Origin of the sequence: Bacteroides sp. AF32-8BH (assembly GCF_003435205.1) — a bacterium.
GTDB lineage: Bacteria > Bacteroidota > Bacteroidia > Bacteroidales > Bacteroidaceae > Bacteroides > Bacteroides ovatus.
Window position 1 is genome coordinate 1 of record NZ_QVLZ01000024.1, and the last position, 19,830, is coordinate 19,830.

19 protein-coding genes are annotated in these 19,830 nt (G+C 41.0%); 11 read left to right on the forward strand and 8 right to left on the reverse strand.

The genetic code is table 11. The features are described from left to right. Positions 1-216: 216 nt before the first annotated feature. Genes DWZ47_RS17075 through DWZ47_RS17085 form a run of 3 tightly spaced genes read right to left on the reverse strand, consistent with a single transcriptional unit; the run spans position 217 to position 4,907 of the window. Entirely contained in the window at positions 217-1,671 is a 1,455-nt protein-coding gene (locus tag DWZ47_RS17075) for a glycoside hydrolase family 57 protein (protein ID WP_032843102.1), read from the reverse strand. Between the two features lie 16 nt (positions 1,672-1,687). Continuing rightward, positions 1,688-2,953 carry a glycosyltransferase family 4 protein gene (locus DWZ47_RS17080; RefSeq protein WP_004309013.1) on the reverse strand — a complete coding sequence of 422 codons (1,266 nt, stop codon included), beginning with the start codon at positions 2,951-2,953 and terminating at the stop codon, positions 1,688-1,690. Positions 2,954-2,969: 16 nt separating this feature from the next. Beyond that, positions 2,970-4,907 (reverse strand): glycogen debranching enzyme N-terminal domain-containing protein, encoded by a 1,938-nt coding sequence (locus DWZ47_RS17085; protein ID WP_032843100.1) that lies wholly within the window; start codon positions 4,905-4,907, stop codon positions 2,970-2,972. Positions 4,908-5,121: 214 nt separating this feature from the next. On the opposite strand from DWZ47_RS17085, the gene DWZ47_RS17090 reads away from it, so the two are divergent. Continuing rightward, positions 5,122-5,775, forward strand: coding sequence for a rhomboid family intramembrane serine protease (locus tag DWZ47_RS17090; RefSeq protein WP_117513982.1), 654 nt, complete (start codon positions 5,122-5,124; stop codon positions 5,773-5,775). Between the two features lie 128 nt (positions 5,776-5,903). Here the strand turns inward: DWZ47_RS17090 and DWZ47_RS17095 are convergent, their stop codons facing one another. Then, positions 5,904-6,503: a MarC family protein gene (locus DWZ47_RS17095; protein WP_004301781.1), complete on the reverse strand. Its 600-nt coding sequence runs from the start codon at positions 6,501-6,503 to the stop codon at positions 5,904-5,906. A 137-nt stretch (positions 6,504-6,640) separates the two neighbouring features. Between DWZ47_RS17095 and DWZ47_RS17100 the strand changes: the two genes are divergently transcribed. Next, on the forward strand, positions 6,641-7,309 hold the full coding sequence (locus DWZ47_RS17100) for a Crp/Fnr family transcriptional regulator (RefSeq protein ID WP_117513939.1): 669 nt from the start codon (positions 6,641-6,643) through the stop codon (positions 7,307-7,309). 96 nt (positions 7,310-7,405) lie between these two features. Here DWZ47_RS17100 and guaA read toward each other — a convergent pair whose 3' ends face one another. Further along, the gene (guaA, locus tag DWZ47_RS17105; RefSeq protein WP_117513941.1) at positions 7,406-8,929 is read right to left on the reverse strand and encodes a glutamine-hydrolyzing GMP synthase; all 1,524 of its coding nucleotides are present in this window, start codon (positions 8,927-8,929) and stop codon (positions 7,406-7,408) included. A 131-nt stretch (positions 8,930-9,060) separates the two neighbouring features. Then, positions 9,061-9,507 carry a large-conductance mechanosensitive channel protein MscL gene (mscL, locus tag DWZ47_RS17110; protein WP_004301777.1) on the reverse strand — a complete coding sequence of 149 codons (447 nt, stop codon included), beginning with the start codon at positions 9,505-9,507 and terminating at the stop codon, positions 9,061-9,063. A 142-nt stretch (positions 9,508-9,649) separates the two neighbouring features. Here mscL and gap point away from each other — a divergent pair, with 142 nt between their 5' ends. From gap to DWZ47_RS17145, 7 genes are all read left to right on the forward strand, one after another. Further along, entirely contained in the window at positions 9,650-10,660 is a 1,011-nt protein-coding gene (gene gap / locus DWZ47_RS17115) for a type I glyceraldehyde-3-phosphate dehydrogenase (RefSeq protein ID WP_004301776.1), read from the forward strand. A 172-nt stretch (positions 10,661-10,832) separates the two neighbouring features. Then, positions 10,833-12,893, forward strand: a complete 2,061-nt coding sequence (locus DWZ47_RS17120) for a M3 family metallopeptidase (protein WP_117513943.1) — start codon at positions 10,833-10,835, stop codon at positions 12,891-12,893. A gap of 24 nt (positions 12,894-12,917) precedes the next feature. Beyond that, positions 12,918-13,433: a DUF4847 family protein gene (locus DWZ47_RS17125; RefSeq protein ID WP_004301774.1), complete on the forward strand. Its 516-nt coding sequence runs from the start codon at positions 12,918-12,920 to the stop codon at positions 13,431-13,433. An 8-nt stretch (positions 13,434-13,441) separates the two neighbouring features. Further along, the gene (locus tag DWZ47_RS17130; protein WP_004301773.1) at positions 13,442-13,891 is read left to right on the forward strand and encodes a dCMP deaminase family protein; all 450 of its coding nucleotides are present in this window, start codon (positions 13,442-13,444) and stop codon (positions 13,889-13,891) included. Positions 13,892-13,921: 30 nt separating this feature from the next. Then, a complete protein-coding gene (locus DWZ47_RS17135) occupies positions 13,922-15,670 on the forward strand; it encodes a S41 family peptidase (protein ID WP_117513945.1) in 1,749 nt (582 codons plus the stop codon). Further along, positions 15,648-16,175, forward strand: coding sequence for a 5-formyltetrahydrofolate cyclo-ligase (locus tag DWZ47_RS17140; protein ID WP_004301771.1), 528 nt, complete (start codon positions 15,648-15,650; stop codon positions 16,173-16,175). The genes DWZ47_RS17135 and DWZ47_RS17140 overlap by 23 nt, the downstream gene beginning before the upstream one ends. Continuing rightward, entirely contained in the window at positions 16,120-16,911 is a 792-nt protein-coding gene (locus tag DWZ47_RS17145) for a histidinol-phosphatase (RefSeq protein ID WP_117513948.1), read from the forward strand. The genes DWZ47_RS17140 and DWZ47_RS17145 overlap by 56 nt, the downstream gene beginning before the upstream one ends. Here the strand turns inward: DWZ47_RS17145 and DWZ47_RS17150 are convergent. Together DWZ47_RS17150 and recF are read right to left on the reverse strand one after the other, a co-directional pair. Then, positions 16,898-17,185: a DUF721 domain-containing protein gene (locus DWZ47_RS17150; protein ID WP_004301769.1), complete on the reverse strand. Its 288-nt coding sequence runs from the start codon at positions 17,183-17,185 to the stop codon at positions 16,898-16,900. The two genes, DWZ47_RS17145 and DWZ47_RS17150, sit on opposite strands and share 14 nt — an antisense overlap. Further along, on the reverse strand, positions 17,172-18,290 hold the full coding sequence (recF, locus tag DWZ47_RS17155) for a DNA replication/repair protein RecF (RefSeq protein WP_032855812.1): 1,119 nt from the start codon (positions 18,288-18,290) through the stop codon (positions 17,172-17,174). The genes DWZ47_RS17150 and recF overlap by 14 nt, the downstream gene beginning before the upstream one ends. 160 nt (positions 18,291-18,450) lie before the next feature. Here recF and DWZ47_RS17160 point away from each other — a divergent pair, with 160 nt between their 5' ends. Then, positions 18,451-19,134 carry a tetratricopeptide repeat protein gene (locus tag DWZ47_RS17160; RefSeq protein ID WP_004301767.1) on the forward strand — a complete coding sequence of 228 codons (684 nt, stop codon included), beginning with the start codon at positions 18,451-18,453 and terminating at the stop codon, positions 19,132-19,134. Between the two features lie 156 nt (positions 19,135-19,290). After that, positions 19,291-19,785, forward strand: coding sequence for a 6,7-dimethyl-8-ribityllumazine synthase (ribH, locus tag DWZ47_RS17165; protein WP_004301766.1), 495 nt, complete (start codon positions 19,291-19,293; stop codon positions 19,783-19,785). Positions 19,786-19,830 lie beyond the last annotated feature (45 nt).

Consider the following 19,830-nt stretch of genomic DNA (forward strand, 5'->3'; position numbering starts at 1 on the left):
CAGAACTGTAAAATATAAAAGAGGTTGTGCCAACGTTTTGACACAACCTCATTATTTTATAGATATATATTCAGATGAAAGCAGCCAAGGTAAATTTCACCCTTTGTATTATACAAAAAAAGACATTCATTGAAATCCCTTAAAATCTCTATCATAAAAAACCGTGAGTGCCTTTTATCTCACCCACGGTTCCATATATAATAATTCTTATACATCTTATTTAACTGTAACCTTCTTAGCTTTCCCCGTAGCCTTCTTCGGTTCTGCTGTTGCTTTCTTAACTGCAGTTTTCTTCGCAACAGGTTTTGATTTAGCAGCAGGGTCCTCTTTCACTACCGATTCTTTAGCAGTTGTAGCTTTTTTTGCTGCCGTTTTCTTTGCCGCTTCTACTTTTGCCTGTAATTTAGCCAATACCTTCTCCAATTCAGTAATTTCATCTCCCTGATTCTTAATGGTAGTTAACAAAGAATTTAATTCTTCACTGTCTACATCGATAGGATATAGTGCATCTACCCGTTTGATAAAGTCACCCAAAATATTCATATAGTTGGTGAAAGCATCATAAGGAGAATCATAGATACCACGGTTCAACCACATACCATTGTTTTTAGTTGTCATAAAACGGAAGTTATTGCTAGCCTGCAAATAATCCCAATCCTGTTTGATACGACGGTCATCACATAAATGAACACGTTCGGCTACACTATACAGTTTATTAAAAGCCTCGCGTTGCATGACATTACCCAACCAACAACTAGTATCTCTTTCTTCATCCACCCATGACATCGGATAGGCAACATCAAGCTGTGATACAGATTTCAACTTCGTCACGATTTCCGTCGGTGTAGAGAATGTGATTCCTTTAGCTTTTGCACATTCAGGCAGTGCCTTCATGAATTCAAGAATATTAGAAGATAACGGTTGAGCCATACCAAGTGCACTCAATTCCATGAAGATATTGATGACCTGTTCTTCTTGTGGCAATGCATCGATCCAATTAATATACTTATCAGCAAACAACGGATATTCCGCCCACTCCGAATTAGAAAAGCGCAAACTGATGTCGTCAGAGAGTTTGAAATCCCGCAACAAGAGCTTAAGACTTGGAGCTTGATTACAGTGATAAACATAATGCGGACTCTTCCACCCCAACACATGTTTAGCACCTTCCGTCAACATCCCCTTGAAGCCCATAGAAGCTACCAATCCACCAATTTCATCAGAATAAATCAGACTAGAGTTGCGGAACACTTTCGGTTCTTTGCCAAACATCTGTTTCATCTTATCACGTTGACGAAGTACTTCTTCACGGAAGCAATCCTCGTTAGCCAGTGAAGACAAACCATGCGAATAAGGTTCACATAAGAACTCACAACAACCAGTTTCATTTAACTGATGCAATAAATCAATGACTGCCGGAGCATGAATTTCCAATTGTTCCAAGGCTACTCCCGAGATAGAAAGTGCTACTTTAAAAGCACCACCCGAGTTTTTCGCCATCTCGATCAACGCATTGAGAGCAGGAATATACGAACGTTCAGCGACCTCATTCATACCCGTTTCGTTGGCATAATCATCATAATAATAATGGTCATTACCAATATCGAAGAAACGATAACGTTTCAAATGGATAATTTGATGTATTTCAAAATAAAGACAGATAGTTCTCATTTTATTTATTGTTTTGTTATTTACCATAGTTTCTTAACACAGACTCGTAGAGAGCACGGATTCTCAAGCCAACTTTTTCCCACGTAATCCCATCTACTTCCTTCTTTCCCTCTTCTTTGAGATATTCGAAAAGAGACGGATTGGTACACAGAGAATGGATAGCGTCAGCCATTGCATGAATATCCCAATAGTCAGTTTTTATCACCTTATCAAGAATCTCGCCACACCCAGACTGTTTAGAAATGATGGAAGGTGTTCCACACTGCATGGCTTCCAGCGGAGCGATACCGAAAGGTTCAGAGACAGACGGCATGACAAATACATCACTGTTCTTATAAACCTCATATACCTGTCTGCCTTTCATGAAGCCCGGGAAGTGGAATCGATCGGCAATACCACGTTCAGCAACCAAGTTAATCATGGCATTCAACATATCGCCTGACCCCGCCATTACAAAACGAATATTACGAGTACGCTGCAATACAAGCGCAGCAGCTTCTACAAAATATTCCGGTCCTTTCTGCATCGTAATACGTCCAAGGAAAGTGACCACCTTTTCTTTTGAGTGATCGGGACGTGGAATATCCAGCAGTTCCTGCGACAATGGATAAACAGCATTATGCATGGCAAATACCTTTCTGGGGTCCTGATGATACTCGTTAATAACAGTGCGACGAGTAAGCTCGGATACGCACATGATACAATCGGCATGATCCATACCATTCTTCTCAATCGAATAAACAGTAGGATTGACTTTGCCACGAGAACGGTCAAAATCCGTAGCATGCACATGGATGCAAAGCGGCTTTCCGCTAACCATTTTGGCATGTACTCCGGCAGGGTAAGTCAGCCAGTCATGCGCATGAATGATATCAAACTCCTGCTGACGGGCTACTACTCCGGCAATGATCGAGAAATTATTAATTTCTTCGTGCAAGTTCCCGGGATAACCACCAGCAAACTCCATACACCCCAAATCATTCACATGCATATAAGAAAAATCGGCATAAATATGATCGCGGAAAGAGTAATATTCTTCCGGTGTCATTTCCAACAAACGGGATTTCAAGTAGTCGTAGTTGACATCACGCCACACGATGGGTACTTGATTCATACCGATTATTTTCAAGAACTTTTCTTCTTCACCGCTCGGTTTAGGCATACAGAAAATCGTCTCCATATCACCTTGCAGACTCAATCCTTTAGTTATTCCATAAGAAGCAACCGCAAGACCACCATATATTTTGGGAGGGAATTCCCATCCAAACATTAAAACTTTCATCTTCGTTCCTCCTTTTTTAATAATACTTAGACAGTAGCTTTAAGACACGCAGTATTTCTGCTACATTCATCGCAAACGATACTGCGCCGCGTCCTTTGAAAGGCGGGTTCCCATCGAATAGCTCGGGAATGGAACCAACACAGTGGCTTGTCATTTCGTCATCATAACTAATCAGTTGGCGTTCAACGAATGACAATCCGCTCATCTTATAAATTCGAAGATAAGCTTCCAGATAGAATCCCATCAACCAAGGCCAAGCCGTTCCCTGATGATAAGCATAATCACGTTGTATCTGCGGACCTACATAGTTCGGATTATATCCGCCACTCTTCGGACTCAACGAACGAATTCCTTTCGGAGTGAGCAGCTCTTTGGTCACAATATCAAGCACCTGTTTCTTTTGTGCACGATCCAAAGGAGAATAATCAAACGCTACGGTAAATATCATGTTAGGACGTACACTCCAATCCATCATATTACCGTCTACATAATCAAGCAGATAACCATATTCGTTACGGAATACCTCGACAAAAGACTTTCCGGTTACTTCTGCCTGCGCATCAAGTTCATCCGCCAAGTATACGTCTCCTCCTTCGCGCACCAAATCAGCTATAAAACGCAACGCATTATACCACAACGCATTAAATTCAACAATATACCCCGTACGAGGAATCACCGGATGTCCGTTCACTGTAGAATTCATCCATGTAATCGCCTTATCCGTACCGTTGGCAAAAAGTAATCCATTATCATGCAAGAAAAGATTCTCATGTTTCCGCTGACGAATAAACTCCATTATATCTTTCAGAAGTTCTCCGTATTTCTGACGACATTGCTCACGGGAAGTTTCTTTTGCATATTGCTGCAAAGCCCAGACAGCCCAAAGCAAAACGTCAGGATGCTCCATTTCATAAATCTTGTAGCCTACTGGTTCTTCATTTATAAAATTGCGAATTGCCTTTTCCGCCGTTTTCATCACATCCTCAAACTGATCGACCTCATCGAGCGCAAGCGTCAGTCCCGGCAGGGCAATGAACATATCACGTGCACGACATTTAAACCACGGATAACCGGCAAGAATATAATGTTCGTCTTCCTGCTGGTTATGGAACTGATGAGCGGAATTCTTCAGACAATGGTAAAAGCTATCACGAGGGGTACGATCAAGCACTTCAGCCTCAAATGTTTGTTTCAATCTACGGGGAGTCACTTCTGAAGTTCCGGCAGAGAATACGATGCTCTCCCCCTTCTTTATATCCACCTCAAAATAACCGGGAACATAAAGGTCTTCATTGAAGTCATACCCACGCTCTTGTTCTTTCGGGTATTCAATACCCCGATACCAGTCAGGCATGAAATGAAACTCACACTTTTTATTCAACTGCATATATAGTTCCGGATATCCGGGATACATACAGGTTTTAATACCATTTTCCACAAGTTGATACTCGCGGTTTGCCTGCGCATTTTCATGTGTGTACTCACGTACACTCCTGAAAGCGAGGAACGGGCGGAAGCGCAAAGTCGTAGCCGAATGCGCATCCAGCAAAGTATAACGAATCAGGATTCTATTTTCATGATGTACAAAGATTTTTTCTTTGCGGAGGATAACACCTCCGACACGGTAAGTTGTTGCCGGGATATGCTCACAATCAAACTCGCGGATATACTTGTGTCCGTTAGGACTAAAGTTGTTTCCCTGATATTTGTGCAATCCCAAGTTAAACTCCGCACCGTGTTGAATTACCGTTTCATCAAGAGAAGATAGCAGCACATGATTTTCATCGTCGATATTGGGAACTGGAATTACCAACAGGCCGTGATATTTGCGTGTGTTACAATCAACAATCGTCGTACAATGATAAGCTCCTGCTTTGTTCGTCCGGAGGATTTCTCTTTGAAGAGACTCTTCCAGATTCGTCATGAGGGTCTTGTCAAATCGTAAATAACTCATAGTTGTGCATTATTAAAGGTTAATTTATTGGTCATTATATCATATATCTATTTATTGTTACATACCGCATATATGGGCTGTAGCATCATATACAACGGGTATAACGCCCAAATGTACAAATTATAGATAAAAACAAAAATAAAAAGGCTTTTTATTTTCAGATTTTGTGCAAATATTCGTAGTATTGCGTAAAATATCTAAAGAAAAGAATGTCATGAAGCAAGATATTCAGCGTATCATGCTGGCTGCAGCAAAGCCTTTGTTTCTTATTTTTATTCTCTATATACTCAAGATTATGGAAGTCGGAATGGACTGGGACTTCTCTCGCTTGGGGGTATATCCTATGGAGAAACGGGGGCTGGTAGGTATTTTAACTCACCCATTGATACACAGCGGATTTAGTCATTTACTGGCAAATACAATTCCTTTATTTTTCTTGTCATGGTGTCTTTTTTACTTTTACCGGGGGATAGCAGGTAAGATTTTTATCCTAATCTGGTTCGGAGGCGGGCTACTTACTTTCCTGATTGGAAAACCGGGATGGCACATTGGTGCCAGCGGATTAATTTACGGACTTGCCTTCTTTCTCTTTTTCAGTGGTATTCTCCGCAAATATGTTCCACTCATTGCCATCTCTTTACTTGTCACCTTTTTATATGGAGGGATTATATGGCATATGTTTCCTTATTTCTCCCCCACCAATATGTCGTGGGAAGGACATCTTAGCGGAGGAATTATGGGAACACTCTGTGCTTTCGTTTTCGTAAATCACGGACCGCAACGCCCGGAACCTTTTGCGGACGAAATGGAAGAGGAAGAAAATACAGAAGAAGAAACAACAGCAGCAGCAGAAGAAGAAACGTTATAAATGCCAACTCGTGCCACCACATTGGCACACTTGTGACATCAAAGTGGCACAAGTGCGACAAAGACATGTCACAGTTGTGCCAACACGATGGCACATCCGATACAATAGCTTTCAATTTAATAAGAAAATCAAGACCGATGCAACGCCTCAATCAATAACGTTATATTGGCTGTAAACAACCTCACAGAAATAGCTAATAAGATGATACCAAAGAATTTACGAATAATATAGATGCCTCCTTTTCCCAAGAAACGTTCTACACGACCGGTCATACTCACTACAAAGTAAACCCAGATCATATTCAAAACTAAAGCTATAATGATATTAACACTGGCATATTCTGCCCGAAGAGAAAGCAAAGTGGTGAAAGCTCCGGCACCTGCCAACAGAGGAAAGACAAGCGGCACCAAAGTTGCTTCTTTGATAGGACCCTGGTTCTTGAAAATCTCAATATCCAGAATCATCTCCAAAGACATAAGGAAAATGACAAATGCACCGGCTACTGCAAACGATTCAATATCTACATGAAAGAGTTTCAGCATCATATCTCCCGCATAGAAAAATCCGATCAGCAAAGCAAAAGAGATGACAGTAGCTTTCATTGCATTCACATCTTTCCCTTTTTCTTTCAGGTTAATTATAATAGGTATAGAGCCGATAATGTCTATCACGGCAAAAAGTACGATAAACGCACTAATCATCTGCTGCCAATTGAAGCCTGCGAACATAATTTCCTCCTTTTTTTCTGCAAATATACTCTATTTTTATGCATTCAAACAATAAAAAAAACAAAAAGAATGGTCAGATGTTGACAGCAGTATTGTATTATGAGTAAATTTGTACGATTAACAAGAGATTACAACATATGGAAACAATGTTCGACACTTTGCTCCAATTGCCTTTATTTCAAGGTCTTTGTCATGAAGATTTCACAAGTATTCTGGATAAAGTCAAGCTACACTTTATCAAGCATAAAGTGGGAGAAACTATCATAGAGAGTGGTAGTCCGTGTAAACAACTCTGCTTCCTGTTAAAAGGAGAGGTTTCTATCGTCACAAGTTCCAAAAAAAATATATACACCGTCATCGAACAGATGGAAGCACCTTACCTGCTGGAACCACAGTCGTTGTTTGGCATGAATACCAATTACACTTCTGCTTATGTGGCACATACGGAAGCACATACAGTCAGTATCAGCAAAGCATTCGTACTTAGCGACCTGTTCAAATATGAAATATTCCGGCTCAACTACATGAATATTGTCAGTAACCGGGCACAAAACCTTTATTCCCGTTTATGGGAAGAGCCGACACAGGATTTAAAAGAGAAAATCATTCGTTTTTTCCTGTTACATTGTGAAAAGACACAGGGAGAAAAGATATTCAAAGTAAAAATGGACGACCTTGCCCGCTACTTAGATGATACCCGGTTGAATACATCGAAAGCACTCAACGAGCTACAAGATAAAGGACTATTAGAGTTACGCCGGAAAGAGATTCTTATTCCGGACGCACAGAAGCTGGTAAACGAGTAGATACGGACTGACCAATCAGAAAAAAGAAACTATCCATCATAAAAATAGCCTCAACAGGAATTTCCGTTGAGGCTATTTTTATGATGGATAATGTTATTATTCCCATTCAATGGTTGCTGGTGGCTTGGAACTGATATCATAGGTTACACGGTTCACTCCCTTCACCTTATTAATAATATCATTCGATACCTTACCCATAAATTCATAAGGTAAATGTGCCCAGTCGGCTGTCATAGCATCTGTAGATGTCACAGCACGCAAAGCAACCGCTCTTTCATAAGTACGTTCATCTCCCATTACGCCCACAGACTGTACCGGCAACAAGATAACTCCTGCCTGCCATACTTTATCATACAATCCCCAGTCACGCAATCCCTGGATGAAGATATCGTCAGCATCCTGCAGAATACGTACTTTTTCAGGAGTAATATCTCCCAAAATACGCACTGCCAGTCCCGGTCCCGGGAACGGATGACGAGTAATCAGATGCTCCGGCATACCCAGCTCACGACCTACCCGGCGCACTTCATCCTTAAATAACAAACGAAGCGGTTCACACAACTTCAGATTCATCTTTTCAGGAAGACCGCCTACATTATGATGGCTCTTTATCACTGTACCCGTAATAGACAATGACTCAATACAATCCGGATAAATGGTACCCTGCGCCAGCCATTTCACGTCTTTTATCTTGTGAGCCTCCACATCAAATACATCGATGAAGCCCTTACCTATAATCTTACGCTTACTTTCCGGTTCAGCCACACCAGCCAGTTCTGCGAAGAACTTTGCGCTGGCATCAACACCAATCACATTCAGACCGAGACACTCGTAATCCTTCATCACATTCTTGAACTCATTCTTACGTAGCATACCGTGATCTACAAAGATACAAGTCAAGTTCTTACCGATAGCCTTGTTTAACAACACTGCTGCAACTGAAGAATCAACTCCGCCACTCAAACCGAGAACGACTTTATCATCCCCCAACTGCGCTTTCAGCTCGGCAACCGTACTTTCAATGAAAGAAGCCGGCGACCAGTCTTGTTTGCAACCGCAAACATCTACCACAAAGTTCTTCAGGATTTGAGTTCCGTCTTCACTATGGAATACTTCCGGATGGAATTGAACACCCCACACTTGCTCACCTTCTGCCTGATAAGCAGCAATCTCTACTTTATCTGTTGAAGCTATTTTCTTGAAATTATCAGGAATAGCAGTAATCGTATCTCCATGACTCATCCATACCTGCGATCCATCACGTACACCTTTAAATAGCACATTATCTTTGCAGAAAGAAGTCAAGTGAGCACGTCCATATTCGCGTGTTCCGGCTGGTTCCACTTTTCCGCCATTGGTGTATGACATAAATTGTGCACCATAACAAATACCCAATATCGGATATTTACCACGAATTTCACTCAAATCTACTTTGAAAGCATCTTTATCGTAAACCGAGAAAGGACTTCCGGAGAGAATGACTCCTTTAATAGTAGGGTCTTCTTTAGGAAATTTGTTATAAGGAACAATTTCACAATACGTATCCAATTCACGTACACGACGGCCTATAAGCTGTGTTGTCTGCGAACCGAAATCAAGAATTATTATTTTTTCCTGCATATCAATGGTTGGATTTTGAATAAATTGAGTTGCAAAAGTAGAAAAAAGTACGCAATCTATATTAATAATGAAGAGAAAAATAAAGGAGATTCACAAGTTTATACTTGGAATCTCCTTTATTTTAATTAGAATCAACTATTCTTTTCTTTCAGCAAATCGCGTATCTCCGTCAACAAGACTTCTTCCTTCGTTGGTGCAGGAGGAGCCGGAGGAGTAGCTGGCACTTCTGCCTGTTTTTTAGTTGTCAGTTTCGTAATCAACCGTATAAATAAGAATATAGCAAAAGCAATAATCAGAAAATCAAAGGTGGCTTGCAGAAACTGACCATAATCCAATGTCACAGCCGGAGCTATCTCCTTACCGTCAGCACCAATCTCCGCCGCTTTCATCACCCATTTCAAATCCGTAAAGTTCACACCGCCAACCAGTAAACCAATCGGAGGCATAATAACATTAGCAACCAATGATGATACGATTTTTCCAAACGCACCACCAATAACTACACCGACAGCCATGTCTATGACGTTACCTTTCATAGCAAACGCCTTAAAGTCCTGTAAAAATGTGCTCTTTCCCATCTTTTTTCAATATTTAATGTGAATTTAATATGCGAATATAAAAACATTTTTGTAATTTTGCACCGCATTTGAAAATAAAACAAGTGCGCAGGTCGAGAGATATTTGAACAAATATTATAAAACCCTTAAAAGTTTAAACAAAATGATTAAAGTAGGTATTAATGGATTCGGACGTATCGGACGTTTCGTTTTCCGCGCTGCAATGGAGAGAAACGATATTCAAATCGTAGGTATCAATGACCTTTGCCCGGTTGATTACTTGGCTTACATGCTGAAGTATGACACGATGCACGGACAGTTCAACGGTACTATCGAAGCAGATGTTGAAAACAGCAAACTGATCGTTAACGGTCAAGCTATCCGTATCACAGCTGAAAGAAATCCGGCTGACTTGAAATGGAATGAAGTAGGTGCAGAATACGTTGTTGAATCTACAGGTTTGTTCTTGAGCAAAGACAAAGCTCAGGCTCACATCGAAGCTGGTGCAAAATATGTTGTAATGTCAGCTCCTTCTAAAGATGACACTCCGATGTTCGTTTGCGGTGTAAACGAAAAAACATATGTAAAAGGTACTCAATTCGTATCTAACGCTTCTTGTACTACTAACTGTTTGGCTCCTATCGCTAAAGTATTGAACGACAAGTTCGGTATCCTTGACGGTTTGATGACTACAGTTCACTCTACAACTGCTACTCAGAAAACAGTTGACGGTCCTTCTATGAAAGACTGGAGAGGTGGTCGTGCTGCTTCTGGCAACATCATCCCTTCTTCTACTGGTGCTGCTAAGGCTGTAGGTAAAGTAATCCCTGCATTGAACGGCAAATTGACTGGTATGTCTATGCGTGTTCCGACTTTGGACGTATCTGTAGTTGACTTGACAGTTAACTTGGCTAAACCGGCTACTTACGCTGAAATTTGCGCTGCAATGAAAGAAGCTTCTGAAGGCGAATTGAAAGGTATCTTGGGTTACACTGAAGATGCAGTAGTTTCTTCTGACTTCCTGGGTGACGCTCGTACTTCTATCTTCGACGCTAAAGCAGGTATCGCTTTGACTGATACTTTCGTTAAAGTTGTATCTTGGTATGACAACGAAATCGGTTACTCTAACAAAGTTCTTGACTTGATCGCTCACATGGCATCAGTTAACGCTTAATTAGAAGCCTGAACAATATAGAAACCGCTGCGGGAAACCGTAGCGGTTTTTTTATACATTTCATTTTATATATTGTTAAAAAGCAACGTGTTATCCGTTGAATAAGCTACAATTTTAGTAGCTTTGTAACTCTATGGAGAGATTATTAATAACATTGATACTAGTTTGCACTATGAACAATATAACAAATGCCCAGAATCCTTTCTACGGGCAATACCATACGCCGCACGAAACCGTGCCGTTTGACCGGATTGAAACTGAACATTATGAGCCTGCTATCCTCGAAGGAATCAAGCTACAAAATGCTGAAATAGAGGCCATCATACAGAATCCGGAAAAGGCTGATTTTACCAATACGATAGAAGCTTTCGAAGAGTCAGGGGAATTACTGGACAAAGTAGTTGCCGTCTTCGGTAATATGTTGAGCGCAGAAACGAATGACGATCTACAAGAACTCGCTCAAAAGATTATGCCGTTGCTTAGTGAACACAGCAATAATATCACACTGAACAAAAAGCTATTCGCACGTGTGAAGGAAGTGTATAACCAAAAAGAGACTTTGCAACTAACACAGGAACAAAAACAGTTACTGGAAAATGCATATAACAGTTTTATTCGTCATGGCGCCAATTTAGAAGGAGAAGCACGGGAAGAATACCGTCGTCTGACTACCGAATTGAGTAAATTGACGCTTACCTTCAGTGAAAACAACCTGAAAGAGACGAATGCTTATCAAATGCTGTTAACGAAAAAAGAGAGCCTCGCCGGACTACCTGAAATTATCATAGAAGCAGCTGCAGAAACGGCCAAGAACGAAGAAAAAGAAGGATGGGCATTCACACTTCACGCTCCAAGCTATATTCCTTTCATGACGTATTCTGACAATCGGGATTTACGTCAAAAACTCTATATGGCTTATAATACCAAATGTACACACGATAACGAATTCAATAATATCGACATCGTAAAAAAGATAGCCAATACACGCATGAAAATAGCCCAGTTACTGGGATACAAAGATTATGCGGAATATACGCTAAAGAAAAGAATGGCTGAAAACAGCAAGTCGGTATACAAGCTGCTCAACCAACTGCTGGAAGCATACACTCCTATTGCACAACAAGAATATAAAGAGATACAAGAACTGGCTCGCGAAGAACAGGGAGCTGATTTCGTTGTCATGCCTTGGGACTGGAGTTATTATTCAAATAAACTAAAGGACAAAAAATTCAATATCAACGAAGAAATGCTCCGCCCTTACTTCGAACTGGAACAAGTGAAGAAAGGGGTGTTTGGCTTGGCAGAAAAGTTATATGGAATCACTTTCCGGAAAAATACAGAAATTCCGGTTTACCATAAAGAGGTAGAAGCCTTTGAAGTGTTTGATAAAGACGGTAAATTTTTAGCCGTCTTATACACCGATTTCCATCCGCGTCCGGGAAAGCGGGCCGGAGCCTGGATGACGAGTTATAAGGACCAATGGATAGATAAAAAGACCGGTAAAAACAGCCGCCCTCATGTATCCGTTGTGATGAACTTCACCAAACCAACCGAGAATAAGCCCGCTTTATTGACTTTCAATGAAGTAGAAACATTCTTGCATGAGTTCGGGCATAGTCTGCACGGTATGTTTGCCAATTCTACTTACAGGAGTTTAAGTGGAACCAATGTATATTGGGATTTCGTGGAGCTTCCCTCGCAAATTATGGAAAATTTCGCCATAGAGAAAGATTTCCTCAATACCTTTGCCCGCCATTATCAGACGGGAGAAGTATTGCCGGATGAATTGATAAAACGCCTTGTAGATGCATCAAACTTCAATGTTGCGTATGCTTGTCTACGACAAATAAGTTTCGGTTTACTTGATATGGCATGGTATACGCACAACACTCCTTTTGAAGGAGATGTGAAAGCTTATGAACAAGAAGCCTGGAAGGATGCGCAAATATTGCCGGTAGTACAAGAAGCTTGTATGAGTACGCAATTCTCCCACATCTTTGCCGGTGGATATGCCGCCGGATACTATAGCTACAAATGGGCGGAAGTATTGGATGCCGACGCATTTTCATTATTCAAGCAAAAAGGGATATTCAATCAGGAAGTGGCAGACTCATTCCGCAATAATATTCTGTCGAAAGGAGGAACGGAACATCCGATGATACTTTATAAACGTTTCCGCGGACAGGAACCGAGCATTGATGCTTTGCTAATCAGAAATGGGATAAAGAAATAAGTATTAAGTTATTAGATATTAAATATGAAGAGAAGTATATTTCAAATAGTAGGATTGCTTTTATTGCTTCCTTTATTTTCAGGATGTAATGATTCGGACGATGTAGCTGCTATCTTTACAGGAAAAACCTGGAAACTAAATTATATCACAGTAGATGGAGGTCATGAGATGTTTGGCTTTTGGGAGAATGAAGAACAAGAGAAAGCAAGTATTAAAGAGCTTAATAAAAACGGTACATATAATATTGTATTTGATGGCACAGTAGATGGAGATGTTATTAACGGAAATATAAAAGGAACTGTAATTGCAACCAGTACTTTTGAAGGAAAATGGAATGCCAACGCCAAAAACAATAGCTTCAAAGCTACAGTTACCACTGCAGGTAGTTATGGCGACGACAAACTCGCCAAAAATTTTATAGAGGGGCTTAATGCAGCTACATCTTACGAAGGAGATAGTAATAACTTATACCTTTTATACAAACCGGCATCCGGTAAACAAACTTTCCGTATGGTTTTCCGGGTAGTAAGCAGTAAATAGTAAACAACATGGACACTGAAAAGAAACAATTAGAACTTGACAAACGTTATATACGTATGGCCAGTATATGGGCTGAAAATTCCTATTGTCAACGCCGTAAAGTAGGAGCTTTAATTGTTAAGGATAAAATGATTATCTCCGACGGATATAATGGAACACCTTCCGGATTCGAGAATGTATGTGAAGATGAAAACAACCTGACAAAACCATACGTTCTGCATGCGGAAGCCAATGCCATTACCAAAATAGCGCGTTCAAATAACAGTAGCGACGGTGCTACCATGTACGTCACCGCCTCTCCTTGCATCGAATGTGCAAAGTTAATCATACAGGCAGGAATCAAACGGGTAGTTTATTCCGAGCATTACCGCCTGGAAGATGGAATAGAGTTATTAAAACGGGCGGGAATCGAAGTTATCTACACAGAGTTAGATGATAATTCCTCTCCAAATAAATAAGAAGACGAACGTTTTAAAAAAGGAATAGACATGAGTACAAAAAACTCTTCACGTTTTACACCTGTCATCATAGCAGTCAGTGTGGTAGTCGGGATTCTTATCGGTACATTTTATGCCAAGCATTTTGCCGGCAACCGTTTGGGTATCATTAATGGTTCCTCCAATAAGCTAAACGCTTTGTTACGCATTGTAGACGATCAATATGTCGACACCGTAAACATGGCCGATTTGGTAGAAAAAGCCATGCCGCAAATTCTAGCCGAACTGGATCCGCATTCAACTTATATCCCAGCCCAAAATCTCGAAGAAGTCAACTCTGAACTGGAAGGCAGCTTCAGCGGAATTGGCATCCAGTTTACCATACAGAATGACACCATTCATGTCAATGCTGTTGTTCAGGGAGGTCCTTCTGAAAAGATAGGATTAATGGCGGGCGACCGCATTGTTACTGTAGATGATAGCTTGTTTGTCGGCAAGAAAGTAACGAACGAACGGGCTATGCGCACCTTGAAAGGTCCGAAAGGCTCACAGGTAAAATTGGGAATCAAACGAACAGGAGAAAAGGACTTATTACACTTCAACATCACACGTGGAGACATTCCTCAAAATACCGTAGATGCTGCTTACATGGTAAACGACGATATCGGTTATGTGAAAGTCAGCAAATTCGGACGTACCAGCCATGTGGAATTGCTTAATGCATTAGCACAACTCAACCACAAAAAATGCAAAGGTCTAATCATTGACCTGCGCGGTAATACCGGAGGATATATGGAAGCTGCTATCCGCATGGTAAATGAATTCTTGCCTGAAGGTAAGTTGATCGTATATACTCAAGGCCGTAAATATCCACGTGCAGAAGAATTTGCCAACGGTACGGGTAGTTGTCAGAAAATGCCGCTCGTTGTATTGATTGACGAAGGATCTGCTTCCGCCAGTGAAATTTTCACCGGAGCTATTCAAGATAACGACCGGGGTACAGTTGTAGGACGCCGTTCTTTCGGTAAGGGACTTGTGCAACAGCCTATCGATTTCAGTGACGGATCGGCTATCCGCCTGACAATCGCCCGCTACTACACCCCATCCGGACGTTGCATCCAACGCCCATACGAAAGCGGTAAAGACCGTAACTACGAGCTGGATTTATACACCCGTTACGAACATGGAGAATTTTTCTCACGTGATAGTATCAAGCAGAATGAGAGCGAACGTTATAATACCAGCTTGGGACGTACTGTGTATGGCGGCGGTGGTATCATGCCGGATATATTCGTACCGCAGGATACAACGGGAGTCACTTCTTATCTATCGACAGTTATTAACCGGGGACTGACTATTCAGTTCACATTCCAATACACCGACAATAACCGGAAGAAGTTAAGCCAATACGAAACTGAGGAAGAATTACTAAACTATCTTCGTCATCAAGGTTTGGTGGAACAGTTTGTCCGTTTTGCCGACAGTAAAGGAGTGAAAAGAAGAAATATCCTCATTCAGAAATCATACAAACTATTGGAAAAGAACCTCTTTGGCAACATCATCTACAATATGCTTGGACTGGAAGCCTATCTCCAATACTTCAACAAGACAGATGCTACTGTCATTAAAGGTATTGAGATACTTGAAAAAGGAGAAGCTTTCCCCAAAGCTCCGGTAGCCGTTGAAGAAGAAGTGACGAAGGATAAAAAAGATGGAAAGAAAAAAAGAACTGCGCAAGCATATAGCATTACTGAAGACCAAACACGCGGATTCAACTATGCGAAAGCTGCAATCAGCTAATATACTTGCCGCCCTTGAAGCCCATCCGGCTTTCAGGGCGGCAAATACTGTATTACTATACCATTCGCTGAATGACGAAGTAGATACACATGCCTTTATTCAAAAATGGAGTAGCGAAAAACGGATTCTACTCCCTGTAGTAGTAGGCGATGATTTAGAACTACGGATATACACCGGACCGGAAGACATGTCAATCAGCGGCATCTACGGTATAGCAGAACCAACCGGAGAAATATTCACAGACTATGCAGCCATAGAGTTCATCGTCGTTCCCGGAGTAGCTTTCGATGCTAAAGGTAACCGTTTGGGGCGGGGAAAAGGATATTATGACCGTCTCCTGCCACGCATACCATCAGCCTATAAAGCAGGAATCTGTTTCCCATTTCAATTAGTAGAAGAAGTTCCGGCGGAATCATTCGACATCCGCATGGATATAATCATAACAATCAATGAAGACGAATTATCACACCCACACCACCCGCTGCCATCATGCGACAGGGAGTGACGAAGAATTTGTTTTAAGTGCCATCAAAGGCGGCTATCAAGAATTAGGCTTTTCTGACCACACTCCGTGGAAATATCACACTGATTATATATCCGACATCCGGATGCTTCCCGAAGAGTTACCGGGATATGTGGAAAGTATCCGTTCGCTGCAAGAGAAATATAAAAATCAAATCAGCATAAAAATAGGATTGGAATGCGAATACTTTCCTGAATACATACACTGGTTAAAAGGAATCATCAAAGAATATAAACTGGACTATATCATCTTTGGAAATCACCATTTTCACACAGATGAGAAGTTCCCCTACTTCGGCCGGAATACAGATTCGGTAGACATGCTCGAACTCTATGAAGAGAGTGCTATTGAAGGAATGGAAAGCGGACTATTTGCCTACCTTGCCCATCCGGATTTATTTATGCGTTCTTACCCCGAGTTCGATCGTCATTGTAAGCTAGTCAGCAGACATATCTGCCGGACGGCAGTACGGTTAAACTTACCGTTGGAATATAATATCGGATATGAAGAGTACAATGATATTCATGGTATTACTACCATTCCTCATCCGGATTTCTGGAAAATAGCCGCCCATGAAGGTTGCACCGCTATCATCGGCGTAGACGCCCATAACAATCAATATTTGGAAAACCCTTTTTATTACAACCGTGCAACCGAAACACTCTGGAAGCTAGATATAAAGGTTATAGACAGAATATCTTTCTTCAACGAAAAATAATATTTGTAATTACGGTAGCTCCGACTCTCTGATTCAGCGTGCGCACCAATACCTCACGCCCCATCATCAATTCCTGACGAAGAGCTGCGGAAGTCAGATGCACATATAATGTCTGATTACGAATATAAAGATTGCTGGTATAAGCCGCTGCCGGTCCCAAGATTTGAGGCCAGGCATCCAGCAGTCTTTGTTCGTTCAGCGGAGATTCCAAACTCTCCTGACGAAGAAACTGTTGAATCAGTTTTCCTATTTGTTCGGCATCATTGCGCTTCATTATCAGCCTCCGTTTCTTGAATTGTGCCCTCTTCTACACGAAATATTTTATAATCGCTGCCTACCTTATGTAAAATACGGTCGAGATGTCCCCGGTTCGTGTCCGTTATAAATATCTGCCCGAAATTGTCTCCAGCCACCAGCTTCACTATTTGCTCTACACGGGAAGCATCCAACTTATCGAAAATATCATCTAATAATAATAAAGGAACAGTCCGGCCGGTACGCTTCAAGAAATCAAACTGCGCCAGTTTCAATGCTACCAGATACGTTTTGTTCTGTCCCTGCGAACCTTCTTTCTTTATCGGGAATTCACCCAACAACATATTCAACTCATCTTTATGAATCCCACGCAAAGAGAATCCCATTATCTTATCCCTCTCCCTGCTTTGCTTCAACACTTCCAACAAAGAAGCATCCCGCGCATGAGACTCATAAGATAATCCCACCACCTCTTTATCCTGCGAGATAAAGGAATAGAAAGATTGGAAAATAGGAATAAACTCCCGGATAAACGCTTCACGTTTCTGGAATACGATTGCACCGGCTTGCGCCATCATCTCCTCCCATACAAGAAACAGCTCCTCCTCCACCGGAAACTCACTCTTCAACAATGTGTTACGCTGCGCCAATGCTTTATTATACCGTATCAGCGCTTCAAGATATTCCTTATCATACTGCGAAATCACTACATCCATAAACCGACGACGCTCCTCACTTCCCCCGGCTATCAATTCGGAATCGGCAGGTGAAACCATCACCAAAGGCAGAAAACCGATGTGGTCCGAAAAACGGCTATATTCTTTCTTATTCCGCTTAAATTGTTTCTTCGAACGGCGTTTCATCCCACAATAAATCTCTTCAGGAGTTCCGTCCTCCGCTTCATAAAAGCCCTGAATCACGAAAAAGTCTTGTTCATGACGAATATTTTGAGAATCAATCGGGTTTCCGGAGCTCTTACAGAAAGACAAGAAATACACCGCATCCAGCAAATTCGTCTTTCCCATTCCATTCAGTCCGAAAAAACAATTCAGCTTAGCAGAGAATCCCAGTTCTACCTCTTCCAGATTCTTATAGTTTAATATGGATATTCGTTTCAGTATCATTGTGTACACGTTAATTTGTTCACAAAAGTAGCAAGATTTTCGTGGTTTTCGGGTGTAAAACAAAAAAAGATGCTTCTAAATTTCGTTTGTAGATATAAAAAAACTACTTTTGCGAGTCGAAATATCAAACTGTGAATAATAACAAAAAGAATCATATAAAATGGCAGAACAAAAGAATCAGAACGAACATCTGAACGTAGAAGATGCACTGACACAATCGGAAGCATTTCTTATCAAGTACAAAAACGCAATTATTGGCGGTGTTGTTGCTGTGATTATTATTGTAGCAGGTTTTATCATGTACAAAAACCTCTATGCTGAACCACGTGAAGAAAAAGCACAGGCAGCTCTTTTCAAAGGACAGGAATACTTTGAACAGGATGCTTTTGAACAAGCTTTGAACGGTGACAGCATCGGTTATACAGGTTTCCTGAAAGTTGCTGATGACTACAGCGGAACAAAAGCTGCCAATTTGGCAAAAGCTTATGCTGGTATTTGCTACGCACAACTTGGCAAATATGAAGAAGCAGTGAAGATGCTGGACAGCTTCAATGGAAAAGACCAAATGGTTGCTCCGGCAATTTTGGGTGCTGCAGGTAACTGCTACGCACAACTTGGCCAATTAGACAAAGCGGCTTCTACTTTATTGTCGGCAGCAGACAAAGCTGACAACAACACATTAAGCCCGATCTTCCTGATACAAGCTGGTGAAATCCTGGTAAAACAGGGAAAATATGACGATGCTGTAAACGCTTACACTAAGATCAAGGATAAATATTTCCAATCTTATCAGGCTATGGACATCGACAAATATATCGAGCAAGCTAAATTGATGAAAAAATAATATACCATCTATTATATAAGGAAATCGAGGCACGGATTACACCGGATTAAGCGGACTATCTATTAAAACCGTGGAATCCGTGAAATCCGTGCCTTTCTTCTTAAATCTCTCATACTCTCAAATCTTCATTTTATAATTCTCAACTTTTAATTAACTATGGCAACAGCTTACCATAACTTATCCGAATATGATTTCAATTCCGTTCCGAATGCAGAAGCAATGAAATTTGGTATCGTCGTATCCGAATGGAATTTCAATATTACCGGTGCTTTACTGAAAGGCGCAGTCGATACATTAAAAAAACATGGAGCAAAAGACGAAAATATTCTGGTGAAAACTGTACCGGGAAGTTTCGAACTTACTTTTGGAGCCAACCAAATGATGGAAAATTGCGATCTTGATGCAATTATTGCAATTGGTTGCGTAATTAAAGGAGATACCCCACATTTTGATTATGTTTGCATGGGAGCAACCCAAGGAATTACCGAATTAAACGCAACTGGCGATATACCAGTCATTTACGGATTAATTACCACAAATACAATGGAGCAAGCAGAGGATCGTGCCGGTGGCAAACTGGGTAACAAAGGAGATGAATGTGCAATTACTGCAATAAAAATGATCGATTTTGTTTGGAGTTTAAATAAATAGTTGTATCTTTGCACCGCAATTGAGAAACAAACCTCCTCAAAAGCA